Below are 18,571 nucleotides of genomic sequence, written 5' to 3' on the forward strand. Positions count from 1 at the left end.
GCACAAACAGACAGTGAATTAGTGACCCAGACTGCGTTGCCTTCCCGCCGTACCGCTTTGAAATCAGCTCTTGCTGCGGCGGTGGCCGCAGCTGTCGCGCGCCCGGCCATGGCGCAACAGGCAGCGGCCCCGCAGGCACCTGCGCCGCAGCCTGCCGCCCCTGCTCCCGCTCCGGCGGCGGAGCCCGCGCCGTTCGACTTCGAGGCCCTGTCGGCCAAGATGCTGCAGCTGTCGCAGCAGCCTTTCCAGCTTCCGGAGTCGCAGCTCCCTGAGGAAGTCGCCACTCTCAACTATGACGAGCATCGGGCGATCCGCTTCCGTCCGGATCACGCCCAGTGGCTGAACGATCCCGTCAACTTCCAGCTGCAGGCCTTCTATCCCGGCTGGGTGTTTAAGGATACGACGCAGATCTTCATCGGCGACGGCAAGACCTTCGAGCCGAAGGTCTTCAGCTCCTCCGACTTCGAGTATCGGCCGCCGCTCGACCCCTCGCGCTTCCAGCCGATCAACCTGTCGGGCGTCGCGGGCTTCCGCCTGCATGCCGCCCTCGACCGGCCGGACTATTTCGACGAGCTGGTGACCTTCCTCGGTGCCAGCTATTTCCGCGCCCTCGGCATGGGGACGCGCTACGGCCTCTCGGCCCGCGGCCTTGCGATCAACACCGCCACCGGATCACCGGAAGAGTTCCCGCGCTTCACCGCCTTCTACGTCACCCGTCCGCAGCCGGGCGAGACGACGCTGCGCCTGATGGCCGAGCTCGATAGCGAGAGCCTGACCGGGGCTTATGCCTTCACCATCACGCCTGGCCCGCAGACGGTGATGGACGTGACGACGCGGCTCTACTTCCGCAAGGCGGTCGACCGGCTCGGCGTCGCGCCGCTGACCAGCATGTACTATTTCGGCGAAAATGCCGAAGGTCATGACGACTTCCGGCCGGAAGTCCACGACAGCGACGGCCTTGCCATCCACCGGCAGAACGGTGATCGCCTGTGGCGGCCGCTGAACAACCCGGAAAAGCTGTCGATGTCGTATTTCCAGGAGTCGTCGCCCAGTGCGTTCGGCCTCCTGCAGCGCGATCGCACCTTCTCGCATTACGAGGACGTCGAGGCCCGCTACGACCTCAGGCCGTCGCTGATGATCGAGCCGCTCGGCGACTGGGGCCGCGGATCCATCGAGCTCGTCGAAATCCCCACGCCGTCCGAGGTCAACGACAACATCGTTGCCTTCTGGGTTCCGGACGAGAAGCCGGATGCCGGTAGCGCCTATGAGTTCCGCTACCGCATGCGCTGGGGCCTGGACGTGCAGGCACCCGACGGGCTTGCCCGTGTCGGCGGAAGCTTCGTCGGCGTCGGCGGCAATGCGGCCGACCTCGACAAGGGCACGCCGACGACGCGGCGCTTTGCCATCAACTTCATCGGCGGCACCGCTAGGAACCTGCCGATCGGTACGCCCATCGATCCGGTGGTCGACGTATCGGCGAATGCAAAGATCATCCATGTCGGAGTCGATCGACTCCCCGACAACGGCTGGAGACTCTCCCTCGAACTCGAAAAACTTGATTCCGAGCCCGTGGAATTGCGTGCGAAACTTTCTATGTTGCAACGCATTATAAGCGAGACTTGGCTCTATCAGTGGACGGGTGCCGTATGACTCCCACAGCGTTGCCTGCCGAAAGCGATGACTCTGCGGTAGCGGATGCCTTCGGTGGCCAGTTGCCCACCGGCGGCATGATCGTCGGCCGGCCGGATCTTTCCGACGACGTCGTGATCGAGGCGATTGCGATGCAGCTCGCCGTTCGTGGCCGTTCGCCCGATGGTGCCGCGCGCGTGCTGGAGAGGGCGAAGGGCGGCGATGCCGCGGCCCTGAAGTTCATGCGCACGCTGGTTCTGCCGCCGCCGCAGGCGCGGCTGTCGATGCCGCTGCAGATCATCCGCAACGAGCGCCGGCGCGAAGCTGGCCGGGAGAACGGCGTCCTGGCTTTCGCCCGGCTGCCGGTCCGCCGCCGCTGATCATCCAGCCCAGCTCTTCCGTCGCAGCACATGCGTGGCAGTGATGGGCGGGCAGAGGATGACAGCTTGGTGGACGATCGTTCATCGGCGGTTCAGCTGACATAAGCCATCTAGACATCATAGATCACGGCCGACGCATGCGTCGACCGTGACATTCCCTTTTCCAGACGTTTCCTGACCGCTAGGAGCGCAATCGGTGGGCGATCGCATGATACCGCTACGGCGCGCGATCTTCGCGCTGACCTCGCTCCTTCTCGCGATCGCCGCAGGCGGATTGTTCGCGACGATCATCACGGTCAATGGCACGACCAATCTGCACATCGTCCAGATCGCGCTGCTGGTGATCTGCTGCCTCTGGCTTGCCTGGGGCTTCAACACGGCCGTGGCCGGCATCATCAGCGCCAAGGTCTCGCCCAAGCCCGCGCTGCGGCCGAGCTGGCGCAGCGAGGGACGCACGGCGATCCTCGTGCCCGTCTACAACGAGGACGCGACCTCCGTCTTCGCCCGCGTCGCCGCCATGCTGGAGGGCCTGCGGGAGACGAGCCTTGCCGATGATTTCGACATCTACGTTCTCAGCGACTCCACCAAACCGGCCCATGTCGAAGCGGAGACCCGCGCCGTCTACGCATTGACGGCGCAGTTGCAGGCCGCCGGCCGGCTCTACTATCGCCATCGCGCCCAGAATGTCGGCCGCAAGGCGGGCAACATCGCGGACTTCGTCACTAATAACGGCGGCGCCTACGAGTATATGCTGGTGCTCGACGCCGACAGCCTGATGCGACCGGACACCATCGTCCAGATGGTGGCGCGCATGGACAGCGATTCGGAGCTCGGCCTGTTGCAGACGCAGCCGCTGATCATCGGCCGCAGCACGCTGTTCGGCCGGGCGCTGCAGTTCTCCGCCGCCCTCTATTCACCGATCTTCTCGCGCGGCATTGCGGCGCTGCAGGGCCGCGAGGGACCGTTCTGGGGCCATAACGCCATCATCCGCACAAGGGCTTTTGCGGCCTCCTGCGGGCTGCCGAAGCTGCCGGGCAAGGCGCCCTTCGGCGGCGAGATCCTCAGCCACGACACCGTGGAGGCCGCCCTCCTCTCGCGCGCCGGCTATAAGGTACGCGTCGATCCGGACCTTGGCGGCTCCTTCGAGGAAGCCCCGTCGAACATCATCGAATATGCCAAGCGCGACCGCCGCTGGTGCCAGGGCAACCTGCAGCATGGCGGGCTGGTGCTGGCACCGGGACTGCGGCTGTGGAGCCGGGTGTCGCTTGTCAGCGGCATCATGGCCTATGTCGCCTCGCCGATCTGGCTGATGTTCCTGATCGTCAGCCTTCTCGATCCGATCCTGACGCCGGCGCCGAACTACTTCCCGGCCGATTCGCTGTTCCCGGTGTTCCCGCAGCCGGAAACCGGCAAGGCGCTGCTGCTGCTGCTCGGCATCTTCATCCTGCTCTTGCTGCCGAAGACGCTGATCTCCTTCTCGCGCGCGTTCACGCCGAGCGGCCGGGCCTTCGGCGGACCGCTGACCGTGCTGGCCAGCGCGACCGCCGAGCTGGTGATGACGAGCGTGCTCGCCCCGATCATGATGATGTTCCAGTCGAAGGCCGTGGTGGAGATCCTGATCGGCGCCGACAGCGGCTGGCCGTCCACCGACCGCGAGGACGAAGGCCTTCCGCTTTCAGCAGCCTTCAGCAGCAGCTGGTGGATGGTGATCGCCGGTGCTGCCCTGCTGGTCGCAACCTTCCTCTATGCGCCCGAGCTGTTCCTGTGGGTCTGCCCGATCGCCCTGCCGCTCGTCGCCGCTCCCTTCCTGATCAGCTTCACAGGCGACCCCGGCCTCGGCAACGCCGCGCGCAAGACGGGCCTCTTCGCGACCCCGTTCGAGACGCGGCCGGAGCCGATCATCCTGTCGGCGCGTGAGTGGCGTCGGCGCCTGTCGCGGATCGACGACAGCGTTCCGCTGCCCGACCGCGCCGCCGTCCTGCGGCCGGCCCTCGCCGCGAAGTCAGCCTGAGACGAGTCATACAGTGTCGAGTAATCCCGCAATCACACCGAAGCCGGCCGGGCGAGACCACCGCGTCGACTTCTGGCGTGGCGTCGCGCTGATGATGATCTTCGTCAATCACATACCGGGCACCATCTGGGAGAACGTCACCAGCCGCAACTTCGGCTTCTCCGATGCGGCGGAGGTGTTCGTGTTCCTCGCAGGCTTCGCGTCCGCCTTTGCCTATGGCAAGGGCTATCTGTCGGGCGATCCGGTCAAGGCATCGATCAAGGCGCTGCGCCGCGCGGGCGTGCTCTATCTCGTGCACATCCTTCTGACGGTCATGGCGATTGCATTGTTTGCCTGGTCCGCGTTCGCCTTCGGGCGGGGCGAGCTCCTGCAGATGAACAATCTCGCGATGTTCCTGACGCGGCCGCTGGATGTGATGATCGGTATCCCGACGCTCGGCCATCAGCTCGGCTATGTGAACATCCTGCCAATGTATTCGGCGATCCTCGTGATGCTGCCGGTACTGCTCCTGGTCGCACGATACGGACGTCACACCATGCTGCTCGCCTCGGCGGCGCTGTGGGTCGCCTGCGGAATCTGGCGCTTCGACATGCCCAACTTTCCGCAGGAGGGCGGCTGGTTCTTCAATCCCTTCGCCTGGCAGTTCCTGTTCGCGCTCGGCCTTTACTGCGGCCTGTCACGCTGGCAGCGCGGCTACGCCGTCGCCTATTCGCCGCTCGTCTACTGCGCAGCGCTCGCCTATGTCGTCTTCGCGCTGGTCTTCGTCAGCTTCGACCTTTTCGGAATGGAGCAGTCGCTCGGCCTGCCTTTCCTGTTGGGAACGTTCGACAAGACCTACCTGACCGCGCCTCGCCTGCTGCATGTGCTGGCCGTCATCTACGTCTTCGCCTATGCACCGAAAACCTCGCCGATCTCGGCCATCCGACGCGAAAACCCGCTGGCCGTCCTCGGCCGCCATTCGCTGCCGATCTTCGCGACCGGCACGATGCTCTCCCTGGCTGGCCAGGTGATCCGCTACGGGACCATCCCGTCCGTCGCGCTGGATACGGTGCTGATCGTCAGCGGCCTTGCGATCCAGTTCGCCCTCGCCCGCTATCTCGACTGGTGGCGTGATCTCAACACGCCTGCCCGGCAGACCGCAGACCGGCGCGCTGATGCCGGCGGACGTATCGGGGCTGCGATGTCCGAGGGCGGCGCCCGCGCCGCTCCCGCCAAGGCCTGATCGCCTGACTCGAGGCGCGATTCCGCCGCAGCGCGCCTCGGTTGTACATTTCCTCAAAATATCGGAAGCTTCCCTTCGTATCTTGGGGAGGAACACCATGACGTTACCCACTGGACGCGCGGCGTCCGGCGGCGGCTGGCTGTCGCGCGAGCGCACAGTGGCCGGGCCGGGCTTCAATCGCTGGATGGTGCCGCCGGCAGCCCTGTGCGTGCATCTGTGCATCGGGCAGGCCTATGCCTTCTCGGTATTCAACCTGCCGATGTCCAAGCTGATCGGCGGCGCCGAGCCGGCACCGGATGACTGGAAGCTGACCGAGCTCGGCTGGATCTTCTCCATCGCCATCGTCTTCCTCGGCCTGTCGGCAGCCTTCGGCGGGGCGTGGGTCGAGAAGGTCGGCCCGCGCAAGACCATGGCGACGGCGGCGGCCTGCTTCGGCGGCGGCTTCATCGTCGCGGCGCTCGGCGTCCTCTGGCACCAGCTCTGGCTGATCTACCTTGGCTATGGCGTGATCGGCGGCTGCGGTCTCGGCCTCGGCTACATCTCGCCGGTGAAGACGCTGATGAGCTGGTTTCCCGACCGGCCCGGCATGGCGACGGGCATGGCGATCATGGGATTTGGCGGCGGCGCCTTCATCGCCTCGCCGCTGTCGGTCTATCTGATGAGCCTGGTCGGCGTTGCCGGCACCTTCCTGATCCTCGGCATCGCCTACTTCATCTTCATGATGGTCGGAGCGATGATCGTGCGCACCCCCGCGCCCGGTTGGGCACCGGCTGGCTATGTGGCGCCGACAACGTCGAGCCGCCTCGTCACGACCGCCAATGTCCATGTGGACGAGGCGCTGAAGACACGGCAGTTCTGGCTGCTCTGGGGTGTTCTCTGCCTCAACGTCACCGCCGGCATCGGCGTGCTCGGCCAGGCCTCGGCGATGATCCAGGAAATGTTTCCGGGCACGATCACGCCGGCGGCCGCCGCCGGCTTCGTCGGGCTCCTCAGCCTCTTCAACATGGCGGGGCGGTTCTTCTGGGCCTCGACCTCGGACTATATCGGCCGGCGCAACACCTATATGTGCTTCTTCGCGCTCGGCATCGTTCTCTACGCTCTGGTGCCGACGGCCGGCCAGATGGGCAGCGTCGTGCTGTTCGTCTTGTTCTACGCCGTGATCCTGTCGATGTATGGCGGCGGCTTTGCCACTATTCCCGCCTATCTCAGGGACATCTTCGGCACACGCTATGTCGGCGCCATCCATGGCCGGCTGCTGACCGCCTGGTCCGTCGCGGGCGTCGCAGGGCCGGTGCTCGTCAACTACATCCGCGAGTACCAGATCAGCCAGGGCGTGGTGAAAGCGGACGCCTATACGGTGACGATGTACATCATGGCCGGCCTGCTCGCGGTCGGCTTCGTCCTGAACTTCCTGATGAGCCCTGTTGCCGACCGCCACCACATGGCGGCCGAACCGGCTGTGGCCTAGAGGAGGAGGCCGCGATGCAGACGCAAACCACCACCAGCACCGCCAAGCTCGTGCTCGCCTGGGCCTTTGTCGGGATCCCGCTCGCCTGGGGCGTGATCATGACGCTCAGCAATGCCATGGCGCTGTTCCGCTGAGGACCGCCGGCACGGCCGGTCAGTCCTCAAAACAAACGAAACGGAAGGCGGCGCCCAACGGTGCCGCCTTTGTCATATGCAGATGGCCACGCCGCCGAGCGGCAGCTGCCCTCGTCCTACCGCATGACCGGCATGGAGAACTCCGCGCCCTCCTTGATGCCGGATGGCCAGCGGCTGGTCACCGTCTTGGTTCTCGTCCAGAACTGGATTGAATCCGGGCCATGCTGGTTGAGATCGCCGAAGGCCGAGCGCTTCCAGCCGCCGAAGGAGTGGTAGGCGAGCGGCGTCGGGATCGGCACGTTGATGCCGATCATGCCGACATTGACGCGCGAAGCGAAGTCGCGGGCCGCATCGCCGTCGCGGGTGAAGATCGCAACGCCGTTGCCGTAGTCGTGCCGCATCGGCAGCGACAGCGCCTCCTCGTAGTCCGCCGCCCTAACGACAGAGAGCACCGGGCCAAAAATCTCCTCGCGGTAGATCGCCATGTCCGGCGTGACGCGGTCGAACAGGCAGGCGCCGACGAAGAAGCCCTCCTCATAGCCCTGCATGCGAAAACCCCGCCCGTCGACCACGAGCTCGGCGCCCTCCTCGATCCCCTTGTCGACGAGGCCGAGGATCTTCTCCTGCGAGGCCTTGGTGACGACCGGCCCGAAATCGGCGGCGGCATCGGTAAAGGGGCCAATCTTCAGCGCCTCCACCTTCGGCGCCAGCCGCTCGACCAGCGCGTTCGCGGTCGCCTCGCCCACCGGTACGGCTACCGAAATGGCCATGCAGCGCTCGCCCGCCGAGCCATAGCCGGCGCCGATCAGCGCATCCGCGGCCTGATCGAGATCGGCATCGGGCATGATGATCATGTGGTTCTTGGCGCCGCCGAAGCACTGGGCGCGCTTTCCCCGGCGCGTCGCCTCGGCATAGACATGTGCCGCGATCGGCGTCGAGCCGACGAAGGAGACCGCGCCGATATCGGGATGATCGAGGATCGCGTCGACGCTCTCGCGATCGCCATTGACGACCTGGAGGATGCCCTTCGGCAGGCCTGCCTCCATCATCAGCTCGGCGAGACGCATCGGCACCGACGGATCGCGCTCGGAGGGCTTGAGGATGAAGGCGTTGCCGCAGGCGATCGCTGGCGCGAACATCCACATCGGGATCATCGCGGGGAAATTGAACGGCGTGATGCCGGCCCCGATGCCGACTGGCTGGCGGATCGAATACATGTCGATGCCCGGTCCGGCGCCCTCGGTGAACTCGCCCTTCGACAGGTGCGGAATGCCGATGACGAACTCGCAGACCTCCAGGCCGCGCACGATGTCGCCCTTGGAATCCTCGACGGTCTTGCCGTGCTCGGAGGAGAGAAGCTCGGCCAATTCCTGCATGTGAGCGTTCAGGAGCTCGACGAATCGAATGAAGACGCGGGCACGCCGTTGCGGGTTCGTCGCGGCCCAGCCCGGCTGTGCGGCCTTGGCGGCATCCACCGCCCGCTGCAGGATGGTCGCATCGGCCAGAGCGACGCGCCGCTCAACCTGGCCCGTCGCGGGATTGAAGACCGCGGCGCTGCGATCGCCGCCTTCGATCCGCGCGCCGTCGATGAAGTGGCCGATATCGCTCATGTCAGATGTCCTCCGATCCCGTTCGGCGCAGTCATCGCGCGCCTTGCTGCGCCCGGCAAGCTTCAAGAGCACGCCGACGGCGCCGAGACGCTCCTGGCGGCCGCATCGCGGCTGATGCCGCTACGTCAGGCGATCCGTTGCCATCCTTCGTGAAATCGCCGAAAAGAATTGCAACGCTTTCGCGTGATAATGGCGCGTTGCGTGCGACGGCGGACTTGGTGCCGCACGTCCGCCATGCGGAAAATGGTGTGGCCCGGCAAAGCGTCATCGGGCAACAGGCGCAGCTGCGCCGCCGGACTCGCAAGCGGATGACGTCGCACCCACATGTTGCCGACGGTACCGCAGCGTCCTCTGGCCGCCGGACCAATAGCATACCAGGGGATGCCGCAGTGTCGCTCATTCGTATCGTCGGACGTCCGGCACCGGCTTTCCTCGTCCTGGCGACACTGAGCATCGCGCCGCTCGCCTCGGGCGAGGCAGCGTTGGCGCAGGAAAAGCCGGCGCCAGCCGCCGAGAGCCGCCTTCGCCTGCCTGCGGCGACCGTCGTGACGGCAAGCCAACGGACGATGACTGCGACGGCGCCGATCAACGGCTCGCTGGTGGCGCGAGAACGCGTCCTCGTCACTGCGCAGGTGACGGGCTACCGGATCACCGACGTCAGCGTCGAGGTGGGCGATCAGGTCAAGGCCGGCGACGTGCTCGTCCGGCTCGACCGCGCGCCGCTGGAAGCACAACTTGCCCAGGCCGAGGCGGCCGTCAGCGCCGCCGAAGCCGCCGCGCAGCAGGCGAACAGCCAGATCGCCGGCCAGCAGGCGACGCTCTCGCAAGCCGAGACGGCGCTGTCGCGGGCGAACAAGCTCCTGAGGAGCGGCGCCGGCACGCAGGCCACCGTCGATACGGCCGAGACCAACCTTGCCAATGCGCAGGCTGCGCTGCAGGCCGGCCGCGATGCGCTCGCCAACGCGAATGCACAGATCGAGCAGGCGCGCGCCCGCCGCGACGACGCGGCGCTGCAGCTTTCGCGCACCGAGGTGCGCTCGCCCGTAGACGGCGTGATCGCGACACGTGCCGCCGACATCGGACAGATGGCGGGCGGCACGGCGGATCCGCTGTTTACCCTCATCCGCAATGGCGAGGTAGAGTTCGATGGTGACATCATCGAGACCGCCATCCCCGATGTGAAGCCGGGGCAGAAGGCCAGGCTCTACCCCTCGGGCTTCGCCGAATATCAGGGGACGGTGCGGCTCCTGTCGCCCTATGTCGATCCGCAGACTCGCCAGGGCACGGTGAAGATCTCCATCGCGGGCAATGACCGCCTGCCGATCGGTATCTTCGCCCGCGCCGTGGTGATCACCGCGGAGCGCAACGCCGTCGCCGTCCCCCTGTCCGCCGTCGTGCCCGGCCCGAAAAGCCAGACGGTGCAGGTGGTCGACAAGGAGGGCACCATCCACGTCAAGCCGGTGCGGACCGGCATCGTTGAGGGCGACTTCATCGAGATTGCCGAGGGCCTCTCCGCCGGCGAGACAGTGGTGGCGAAGTCCGGGCCGTTCTTCCGCGACGGCATGAAGATCCAGCCGGTTCCGGTGAAGCCTGCGTCGTCCGAGGCGACGCCGGGGCCGCAGGAGGTCAGCGCCAACACGCCCCAGTCGGCAGGCGCCGAAGCCTCGGCGGACGCGGGGACCGCGCAATGAACTTCTCGACCTGGTCGATCCGCCATCCGATTCCGCCGATCGCGATCTTCCTGGCGCTGGTCGCCGTCGGCATCGTCAGCTTTCTCCGGCTGCCGATCACGCTGTTCCCCAATGTCGACATCCCGATCGTCAACGTGACGGTGACACAGGCGGGATCGGCCCCCTCGGAGATCATGACGCAGATCGGCCAGCCGGTCGAAAACGCCATCACCGGCGTCAACGGCGTCAAGCACATCACGACCATCGCCAACGACTCGACGTCGACGACGACGGTGGAGTTCAATCTCGAGATCGATCCGCAGCGTGCGCTGAACGACGTCAAGGATGCCGTGACGCGCATCCGCACCGATCTGCCGGGCGCGATCGAGGAGCCGATCGTCCAGCGCGTCGACGTTTCGGGCCTGCCGATCATGACCTATGCGGTCACCGATCCCACCCTGTCGGTGGAGGAGCTGTCCTACTTCGTCGACGATTCGGTGCAGCGCGAGCTGCAGGGCCTCGCCTCGGTCGGCGAGGTGAACCGGATCGGCGGCATCGACGAGCAGATCAATGTCGACCTCGACCCCGATCGCCTCGCCTCGCTGGGCGTCACGGCGGCGGCGGTCAGCCAGCAGCTCTCGGCCACCAACATCAATCTCGGCGGCGGCCGCGGCACGCTCGGAAGCCAGGAATTCTCCATCCGCGCCATCGGCTCGGCGCTCAGCGTCGGCGATCTCGCGGCCCTGCCGATCGCCATCCCCGGCGGCCGCTCGGTACGCCTCGACGCGCTCGGCACGGTCCGATCCGGCGGCGCCGAGATCCGCTCCTTTGCGACCTATGACGGCGAACCGGTGGTCGCCTTCCAGATCGTGCGGGCGAGCGGCGGCTCGGATACGCAGGCGGCGGAGAACGTACGTAACGCCGTGCAGCGGCTGCAGACGGCCTATCCCAATGCCACCTTCACGCTGATCGACGATCTCAGCGCCTACACGTCCGGCAACTACGAGCAGACGATGGACACCCTCTACGAGGGCGCGGCGCTCGCCGTCATCGTGGTGTTCCTGTTCCTGTGGGACTGGCGCGCGACGCTGATCGCCGCCGTGGCGATGCCGTTGTCGGTGATCCCGACCTTCCTCGTGATGTCGGTGCTGGGCTTCTCGCTCAACCAGATCAGCCTGCTGGCGCTGACGCTCGTCACCGGCATCCTCGTCGACGACGCCATCGTCGAGATCGAGAACATCGAGCGCCACATGGCAATGGGCCGCGATCCCTACCACGCTTCCATGGAGGCGGCGGAGGAGATCGGCCTCACCGTCATCGCGATCTCATCGACCATTGTCGCGGTGTTCACGCCGGTGTCCTTCATGTCCGGCATTGCCGGCCAGTACTTCAAGCAGTTCGGCCTCACGGTGGCGATCGCCGTCCTGTTCTCGCTGGCGGTGGCGCGGCTGATCACCCCGATGATGGCGGCCTACATGCTGCGCAACCGGCCGCACCACGGCGCGGTGAAGGACGGGCTCCTGATGCGCGGCTACCTGCGCATGCTTGCCTGGACGCTGCGCAACCGGGTGATCACGCTGGTCCTCGGCCTCAGCTTCTTTGCCGGCTCGATCTATTCCGCGACGCTGCTCGAGACGACCTTCATTCCCGTCATCGACAATGGCCGCTCGATCCTGTCTGTGGAGCTGCCGCCGGGTGCGCTGATCTCCGACAACGAAGACAAGATGCGTGAGATCGAGGAGCGGATGCATGGCATTCCCGAGATCGCCCATGTGCTCGTCAATGGCGGCAAGGCGGTGGGCGGCGGCACCACGGATCCCACCCGAGCCACAGTCAGCATCTTCTACAAGCCGCGCGAGGACCGCACGCGCACCAAGGCGCAGCTGGAAACCGCCCTTGAGGACGAGCTCGCCGCCATTCCCGACATCCGCACCTACTTTGCCGACGACAACGGCCAGCGCGCCGTGTCGATTTCGGTGCTCGGCGACAGCCGGCAGAAGGCCGAGGCCTTCTCCAACGACCTGATCGCGGAGATCAACAAGCTCGGCAAGGTGAAGAACGTCACCAGCGGTGCCGCGCTGCAGCGGCCGGAGCTGCAGATCACCCCGCGCGCCGATGTCGCGGCCGAACTCGGCGTCACCGCCAACTCGCTGGCGCAGACGATCCGGGTCTCGACCATCGGCGACGTCGACGCCAATCTGGCCAAGTTCAACAAGGAGACGCGGCAGGTCCCGATCGTGGTGCGGTTCGAGGAGCGTGCGCGCAACGACCTGTCGCTCCTGCGCAACCAGAAGGTCGCGACATCCACGGGCGGCAGTGTGCCGCTCGGCGTCGTCGCGGATGTGAGGCTCGGGCAAGGCCCCTCGCAGCTCGAACGCTACGATCGGCGTGACCGGGTGACGGTCGGCGCCGACCTGCCGGCCGGTGCGCCGCTCGGCACCATCGTCGAGACCATCCAGACCTTGCCGGTGGTGAAGTCCGCGCCCCCCGGCGTCAGCATCCAGAACACCGGCGATGCCGAGGTGATGGGCGAGGTCTTCACCGGCTTTGCGCTCGCCATCGCGGCCGGCGTGCTGATGGTCTATGCCGTGCTGGTGCTGCTCTTCGGCAGCTTCATCACGCCGATCACCATCCTCCTGTCGCTGCCGCTGTCGATCGGCGGTGCCATCCTCGGCCTTTACCTTGCCGACGATGCGATCAGCCTGCCGGTCGTCATCGGCTTCCTGATGCTGATGGGCATCGTCACCAAGAACGCCATCATGCTGGTGGAATTTGCGGTGGCCCAGGAGGCGGCCGGCATGAAGCGGAGCGACGCGATCATCGACGCCGCCCACAAGCGGGCCCGGCCGATCATCATGACGACGATCGCTATGACGGCGGGCATGGTGCCCTCCGCCCTCGGCGTCGGCGAAGGCGGCGAGTTCCGCTCTCCGATGGCCGTGGCGGTGATCGGTGGGCTCGTCGTCTCGACGCTGCTGTCGCTGGTATTCATCCCGACGCTGCACAGCCTGATTGAAGGCGCCAAGACGCGGATCCGACGGCTGCTGACCTTCGCCTTCAACAGCCCTGTGGCAGCGCCCGACGGTCACGCCCCGGCGCCTGCACCGCGCGGGACGCCGGCGGAATAACCGCCGCCCCCCCCGATGCGGCTGTCGATGCTGATCATCAAGCCGCAGCGGCAGGTGCAGGTTCACTCCTTGTTGGAGACGCCGGCCTGCTCAAAGGTGGCCATGCCGGTGTGGCAGACGGCGGCAGCCTTGACGATGCCGGCCGCAAGCGCCGCACCGGTGCCTTCGCCGAGACGCATGCCGAGTGCCAGGAGCGGCACCTTGCCCATCCGCTCCAGCGCCTTCATGTGGCCGGGCTCGGCCGAGACGTGGCCGAACAGGCAGTGGTCGAGCGCCGAGGGCTCGGCCGCCTGCAGCACCGCCGCAGCGGCCGTTGCGACATAGCCGTCGACGATCACCGGCACGCGCTGCATGCGGGCGGCGAGGATGGCGCCGGCCATGGCCGCGACTTCGCGGCCGCCGAGGCGCCGCAGCACCTCCAGCGGATCGCCAAGATGCGACCGGTGCAGCTCCAGCGCCTGCTCGATGACACGCGTCTTCAGCGCCATACCCTCCGCACCATGGCCGGTGCCGGGCCCGACCCAGTCGCGCACGGGGCCGCCGAACAGGGCCGCGAAGATCGCCGCGGCGATCGTGGTGTTGCCGATGCCCATCTCGCCGATGCAGAGGAGGTCCGGCTCGCCGGCCAGCACCTCCATGCCGAAGGCCATGGTGGCGGCACAGCCGCGCTCGTCCATCGCGGCATCCTCGGAAATGTCCTCGGTCGGCACTTCCAGCGCGAGGTCGAACACCTTGAGGCCTAGATCGTAGGCCGCGCAGATCTGGTTGATCGCGGCACCGCCGGCCGCGAAGTTCGCCACCATCTGCGCCGTGACCTCCGGTGGATAGGCGGAGATACCCTTGGCCGCGACGCCGTGATTGCCGGCGAAGACTGCCACCAGCGGACGGGTCACCGCCGGCGCGCGGCCCTGCCAGGCGGCGAGCCACTCCGACAGCTCCTCGAGCCGGCCGAGCGCGCCTGGCGGCTTGGTCAGCAGCCCTTCGCGCGAGCGCTTGGCCTGCACGGCGGCGGCATCGGGACCGGGCATGGTTGCCAGCAGCCGGCGGATGTCGTCGAAGGGCAATCCGGTGGTGGACATCATTGGCTCCGTTCGTGTCTATCGTGGCGCTTCTTAGAGGGACCTGCGCCCTCGACGCCAGAGACGGCGAGGGATGGATGATCGATATCGCCGCGGCAACCCTGCGCAGCCTGGCCTTCCTGACGCGACTGCCGCCGGTCGGCCGCGCCTTCACCGGCAACCATCCGCTGGGGGACGATGCCCATGCCTTTCCGATCGCCGGGCTGATCGCGGCCCTGCCGGCGGCAATCACCGTCGCGGCGGTCGCGGCCGTCGGCCTGTCACCTCTCGTCGCGGCGACGCTCTCGATCGCGGTGCTGGTCCTCACCACCGGTGCGCTGCACGAGGACGGGCTCGGCGACGTCGCCGACGGGCTCGGCGGCCACCATGAACGCGAGCGGGCGCTCGTCATCATGAAGGACAGCCGGATCGGCAGCTATGGCGCCCTGGCGCTGATCTTATCGATCGGGCTCAGGATCGGGCTTACCGCCGAGATCGCCGGGCGCTCCCATGAGGCGGCAGCGCTGGCGGTGCTCGCCGCAGCAGCGGCCAGCCGCGGCGCAATGGGCTGGCTGTGGGCAAGCCTGCCCTCCGCCGACATCGGTGGGCTAGCCGACCGTGTCGGCCAGCCGAGCCGGCGCACCGGCGGGCTCGGGCTTGGCCTCGGCGCGGCGATCCTCGCGGTGCTCGGATACGCTGCGGCCGCTGCTCTCGGCGTGGTTCTGCCGATCCTTTTTGGCGGCATCGCGACGTTTCTCTTCCGCGCCTTCGTCAAGCGCCGGCTCGGCGGCCAGACCGGCGACTGCCTCGGCGCTTGCCAGCAGTTATGCGAGATCGCGATCCTGCTCGGTCTTGCCGTCGCGCTTGCCTGACATGGCGTTCAGCGGGTGACGAGAAGCCCGAGACACAGCACCAGCACAGCGGTTGAGAGCGCCAGGAACAGGCCATCGGCGAGGCGGAGCGCGGCCGCAATATCCGCGGGCTCTGCCTCCCGGCGCCCGTCGGGATTCAGCATCGGTGCGGACACCTCCAGCTCGCCATAGCGGCGCGGCCCGCCCAGAGAGAGGCCGAGGGCGCCGGCCATCGCCGCCTCGGGCCAGCCGGCATTGGGAGAGCGGTGGGACGGCGCATCGCGGCGCGCGACGGCCAGTGCGTAGCGTCCCGCCGTGGCTCCACGCTCCAGTCCTGCAACAAGGGCGATCAGCAGCGCCGTCAGCCGGGCGGGGACGAGGTTGGCGGCATCGTCGAGCCGCGCCGCCGCCCAGCCATAGGCGCGGTAGCGCTCGTTCATGTGCCCGATCATCGAGTCCGCCGTATTGAGCGCCTTATAGGCAAAGAGGCCCGGCAGTCCGGCAAGGAGGAACCAGAACCACGGCGCGACAATGCCATCCGAGGCGTTCTCGGCGAGGCTCTCGATCGCGGCGCGGCAGACGCCGGCCTCGTCCAGCTGTTCCGGATCGCGCCCGACGATCATCGACACGGTGCGGCGCCCGGCGGCGAGCCCGCCCGAGCGCAATGCCGCGTCGACGGCCGCGACGTGATTAAGGAGGCTTTTCTGCGCCAGGAACACAGCGAGGATCACCGCCTCGGGCAGGATGGCGAAGCGGCCGAGAGCGGCGGCGAACAGCGCCTGTAGCGCCAGTCCTGCGAGAATGGCGCCGAAGAGCAGCAGTGCGACCGCCAGGGCGCCGTTGCGGCGGCGTGTGGCGAAGGGCAGCGCCGGCCGGTTGCCGCGTCGCTCCAGCGATGTGATGGCGCCGCCGATCAGCACCACCGGATGCGGCAGGCGCCGCCACAGCCACGGCGGATCGCCGATAAGGCGATCGAGCAGCGATCCGATGAGCAGCGTCGCGATGTGACCGGTCAGCACGATCAGCGTCCCCGGCTGAGCTCGGTCAGGCTGTCTTGCAGTGCCGCGCTCAGCCGCTCCGCAGCCGCCGCGTCGGCCGGGTTGCCGAGGCGCAGCCAGTCCGGCTGGTCCGTGAAAGGGCGCGTCAGGATGTGACGGCGGCACAGCGCCTCAAACAGCGCGCCGGCTCGGGCATGCCGGACGAGCTGGAACAACGTCGTGCCGCCGACGCGCTCCAGCCCTGCCCGCTCCAACACCGCGGCGAGTGCGCCGCTCTGACGATCAAGCGACTGCCGCACGGTGGCGGCGACGCTCTCGTCCAGCATGGCTTTGGCGATCGCCAGTGCCGGCCCCGAGACCGCCCAAGGGCCGAAGCGGGATGCGAGCCTGGCGGCAAGATCCGGCTCAGTCAGCGCAAAACCGAGGCGGAGGCCCGCAAGACCGAAGAACTTGCCGAAGGAGCGATAGACGAGAAGGCCAGGACGCCCCGCCTCGCCGGCGAGGCTTTCGCCGGGATCGGGATCGATGAAGGCCTCGTCCACGATCAGAAGGCCGTCGCGGACCGCCATTTCGTCCCGCAGGCGCAGCAGCGCCGTTCGTTTGTAGGAGCGGCCGTCGGGGTTGTTCGGATTGACCACGACGAGGATGCGAGTACCCGCATCGAGGTCGTCCAGTGTTGCCATGCGCCGGACATCGTGACCAGCGGCGCAAAAGCCGCCGGCATGCTCCGCATAGGTCGGTGAGACGACGGCGACGCGCGTCGGCGCGAAGAGATGCGGCAAAGTTGAGATCAGCGCCTGCGTGCCCGGCGCCGCGACGATCGCATCGGCCTGCGTGACGCCGTAGAAGCGCCGCGCCGCGCTCAGTGCCTCGTCTTCCAGGCCGGCATCGGGCAGGCGCGTCCAAAGCTCCGGCGCAAGCTCCGGCAGTGGCGGCGGAACCGGATTGATGCCGGTGGAGAGATCGAGCCAATCCTCTCGCCGGCCGCCATAGCGAGCGATGGCCGCATCCAGTGCGCCGCCGTGCCGGTGAGCTTCGGTCGCGCTCATGCCCGGTCAATCAGGTGCATGAAGGAGCCGGCGACCCGGCCGCGGCGCAGGCCCTGCGGCCCCTGCGCCTCGCCACGTGCATCGGTCACCACCGGGAACAGCGGCTCGCCAGGCCCTTCACGGACGACTGTCGCATAGTGGAATTCGTGTGCGGTCAATGTCCCTTGCCAATGCGGTCCGGCGGCCTCGACCCGGCGATAGCCGAGATGGCGACGGCGGGTGCGGAAGCTCGTCGCCACCGGCAGCAGGCCGAGCATGGCGTGAGTCGCCCCGTCAGCGTCCTCCAGCGTCTCACCCAGCACCATGTAGCCGCCGCACTCCCCGCAGACGGCCGCATCGCGTGCCGCGGCAGCGTTGAGGCCGGCGCGGAAGCTCTCTGCGGCCGCCAGCCTGCCGGCATGCAGCTCGGGGTAGCCCCCCGGCAGGTAGACGGCCGCTGCCGAGGGTTCGGGCGCTTCGTCGGCAAGCGGCGAGAAGAAGGTGAGCTCGGCGCCGGCCCGTCGCCAGCCGTCGAGCAGATGCGGGTAGGCGAAGGCGAATGCGGCATCGCGTGCAACGGCGATGCGCTGACCGAGCGGCGGCAGCGGTGCGGGACGTTCGATCGTCGCGACTGCTGAGGGACGATCAGCAGCCGGACGTGCCAGTGCCTTGAGCGCCTCGATATCGCACCCCGCCTCGATCCAGTCCGCCGCCCGTTCCAGAAACGCCTCGAGTTCCGGATGCTCGCCGGCCTGGACGAGGCCGAGATGGCGCGACGGGATGTCGAGCGTGGGCAGCGCCGGCAGCGCGCCGAGCACGGGGGTGCCGATCGGCGCCAGCGCCTCGCGCAGCAGCGCCTCGTGGCGCGGCGAACCGACGCGGTTGAGGATGACGCCGGCAAGTCGAAGATTGGATCGGAACCGATCGAAGCCGCTGACCAGCGCGGAGATGGAGTGGGACTGGCGGGCGCAGTCGACCACCAGCACCACGGCAAGATCGAGGGTGGTGGCAAGATCGGCCGCCGAGCCGGTGCCGTCGGCCGCGCCGTCGAACAGCCCCATCATCGCTTCCACCACGAAGGCCTCGGCCTTGTCGCAGGAGTCGGCAGCGAGCGCCGCGAGCAGGCTCGGGCGCATCGCCCAGGGATCGAGGTTGATACAGGCGCTGCCGCTCGCCGCGGCGTGGAAGGCGGAATCAATATAGTCCGGGCCTGCCTTGGCCGAGGCCACGGTGACGCCGCGGCGCGTCAAGCGGCGCGTCAACGCGCGCAGGAGCGCCAGCGTCACCGTGGTCTTGCCGGCGCCGGAGGACGGCGCGGCGATCAGGAGGCCGCCGCTCATACGGCAGCGCTCACGTGCTTTCGCCCACCGCAGCAGGCTTCTAT

At 67.6% G+C, this 18,571-nt stretch carries 14 protein-coding genes; 9 read left to right on the forward strand and 5 right to left on the reverse strand.

All coding sequences use genetic code 11. The annotated features are described in order from the left end of the window. Positions 1-108 precede the first annotated feature (108 nt). The 6 genes from C0R46_RS18110 to C0R46_RS21375 all read left to right on the forward strand — a co-directional run bounded on the left by C0R46_RS18110 (position 109) and on the right by C0R46_RS21375 (position 6,844). A complete protein-coding gene (locus C0R46_RS18110) occupies positions 109-1,650 on the forward strand; it encodes an OpgD/OpgG family glucan biosynthesis protein (RefSeq protein WP_102961070.1) in 1,542 nt (513 codons plus the stop codon). Then, positions 1,647-2,009: a hypothetical protein gene (locus C0R46_RS18115; protein ID WP_157944684.1), complete on the forward strand. Its 363-nt coding sequence runs from the start codon at positions 1,647-1,649 to the stop codon at positions 2,007-2,009. Before C0R46_RS18110 ends, C0R46_RS18115 begins: the two co-directional genes overlap by 4 nt. Positions 2,010-2,205: 196 nt before the next feature. Continuing rightward, a complete protein-coding gene (mdoH, locus tag C0R46_RS18120) occupies positions 2,206-4,020 on the forward strand; it encodes a glucans biosynthesis glucosyltransferase MdoH (protein ID WP_245413662.1) in 1,815 nt (604 codons plus the stop codon). 13 nt (positions 4,021-4,033) lie between these two features. After that, a complete protein-coding gene (locus tag C0R46_RS18125) occupies positions 4,034-5,242 on the forward strand; it encodes an OpgC family protein (protein WP_102961072.1) in 1,209 nt (402 codons plus the stop codon). 97 nt (positions 5,243-5,339) lie between these two features. Continuing rightward, positions 5,340-6,710: an L-lactate MFS transporter gene (locus tag C0R46_RS18130; RefSeq protein ID WP_102961073.1), complete on the forward strand. Its 1,371-nt coding sequence runs from the start codon at positions 5,340-5,342 to the stop codon at positions 6,708-6,710. A 14-nt stretch (positions 6,711-6,724) separates the two neighbouring features. Then, positions 6,725-6,844 (forward strand): MFS transporter small subunit, encoded by a 120-nt coding sequence (locus tag C0R46_RS21375; RefSeq protein ID WP_425349903.1) that lies wholly within the window; start codon positions 6,725-6,727, stop codon positions 6,842-6,844. Between the two features lie 116 nt (positions 6,845-6,960). Here C0R46_RS21375 and C0R46_RS18135 read toward each other — a convergent pair whose 3' ends face one another. Further along, positions 6,961-8,454, reverse strand: coding sequence for a CoA-acylating methylmalonate-semialdehyde dehydrogenase (locus tag C0R46_RS18135; RefSeq protein ID WP_102961074.1), 1,494 nt, complete (start codon positions 8,452-8,454; stop codon positions 6,961-6,963). A 389-nt stretch (positions 8,455-8,843) separates the two neighbouring features. Here C0R46_RS18135 and C0R46_RS18140 point away from each other — a divergent pair, with 389 nt between their 5' ends. Together C0R46_RS18140 and C0R46_RS18145 are read left to right on the forward strand one after the other, a co-directional pair. Further along, positions 8,844-10,145: an efflux RND transporter periplasmic adaptor subunit gene (locus C0R46_RS18140; RefSeq protein WP_157944685.1), complete on the forward strand. Its 1,302-nt coding sequence runs from the start codon at positions 8,844-8,846 to the stop codon at positions 10,143-10,145. After that, positions 10,142-13,252 (forward strand): efflux RND transporter permease subunit, encoded by a 3,111-nt coding sequence (locus tag C0R46_RS18145; RefSeq protein ID WP_102961076.1) that lies wholly within the window; start codon positions 10,142-10,144, stop codon positions 13,250-13,252. The genes C0R46_RS18140 and C0R46_RS18145 overlap by 4 nt, the downstream gene beginning before the upstream one ends. Before the next feature lie 62 nt (positions 13,253-13,314). Here the strand turns inward: C0R46_RS18145 and cobT are convergent, their stop codons facing one another. Beyond that, positions 13,315-14,331 (reverse strand): nicotinate-nucleotide--dimethylbenzimidazole phosphoribosyltransferase, encoded by a 1,017-nt coding sequence (cobT, locus tag C0R46_RS18150; RefSeq protein ID WP_102961113.1) that lies wholly within the window; start codon positions 14,329-14,331, stop codon positions 13,315-13,317. Positions 14,332-14,408: 77 nt separating this feature from the next. Here cobT and C0R46_RS18155 point away from each other — a divergent pair, with 77 nt between their 5' ends. After that, entirely contained in the window at positions 14,409-15,182 is a 774-nt protein-coding gene (locus tag C0R46_RS18155; RefSeq protein ID WP_102961077.1) for an adenosylcobinamide-GDP ribazoletransferase, read from the forward strand. An 8-nt stretch (positions 15,183-15,190) separates the two neighbouring features. Here C0R46_RS18155 and cbiB read toward each other — a convergent pair whose 3' ends face one another. From cbiB to C0R46_RS18170, 3 genes are read right to left on the reverse strand one after another with little or no spacing between them, the layout of a single operon-like run. Next, a complete protein-coding gene (cbiB, locus tag C0R46_RS18160) occupies positions 15,191-16,177 on the reverse strand; it encodes an adenosylcobinamide-phosphate synthase CbiB (RefSeq protein ID WP_102961114.1) in 987 nt (328 codons plus the stop codon). Positions 16,178-16,182: 5 nt separating this feature from the next. Continuing rightward, complete coding sequence (gene cobD, locus C0R46_RS18165; protein WP_102961078.1) at positions 16,183-17,208, reverse strand: threonine-phosphate decarboxylase CobD; 1,026 nt, start codon at positions 17,206-17,208, stop codon at positions 16,183-16,185. After that, positions 17,205-18,527, reverse strand: a complete 1,323-nt coding sequence (locus C0R46_RS18170) for a cobyrinic acid a,c-diamide synthase CobB (RefSeq protein WP_102961079.1) — start codon at positions 18,525-18,527, stop codon at positions 17,205-17,207. The genes cobD and C0R46_RS18170 overlap by 4 nt, the downstream gene beginning before the upstream one ends. Positions 18,528-18,571 lie beyond the last annotated feature (44 nt).

It is taken from the genome of Mangrovicella endophytica (genome assembly GCF_002893625.1).
Classification (GTDB): Bacteria; Pseudomonadota; Alphaproteobacteria; order Rhizobiales; family Rhizobiaceae; genus Mangrovicella; species Mangrovicella endophytica.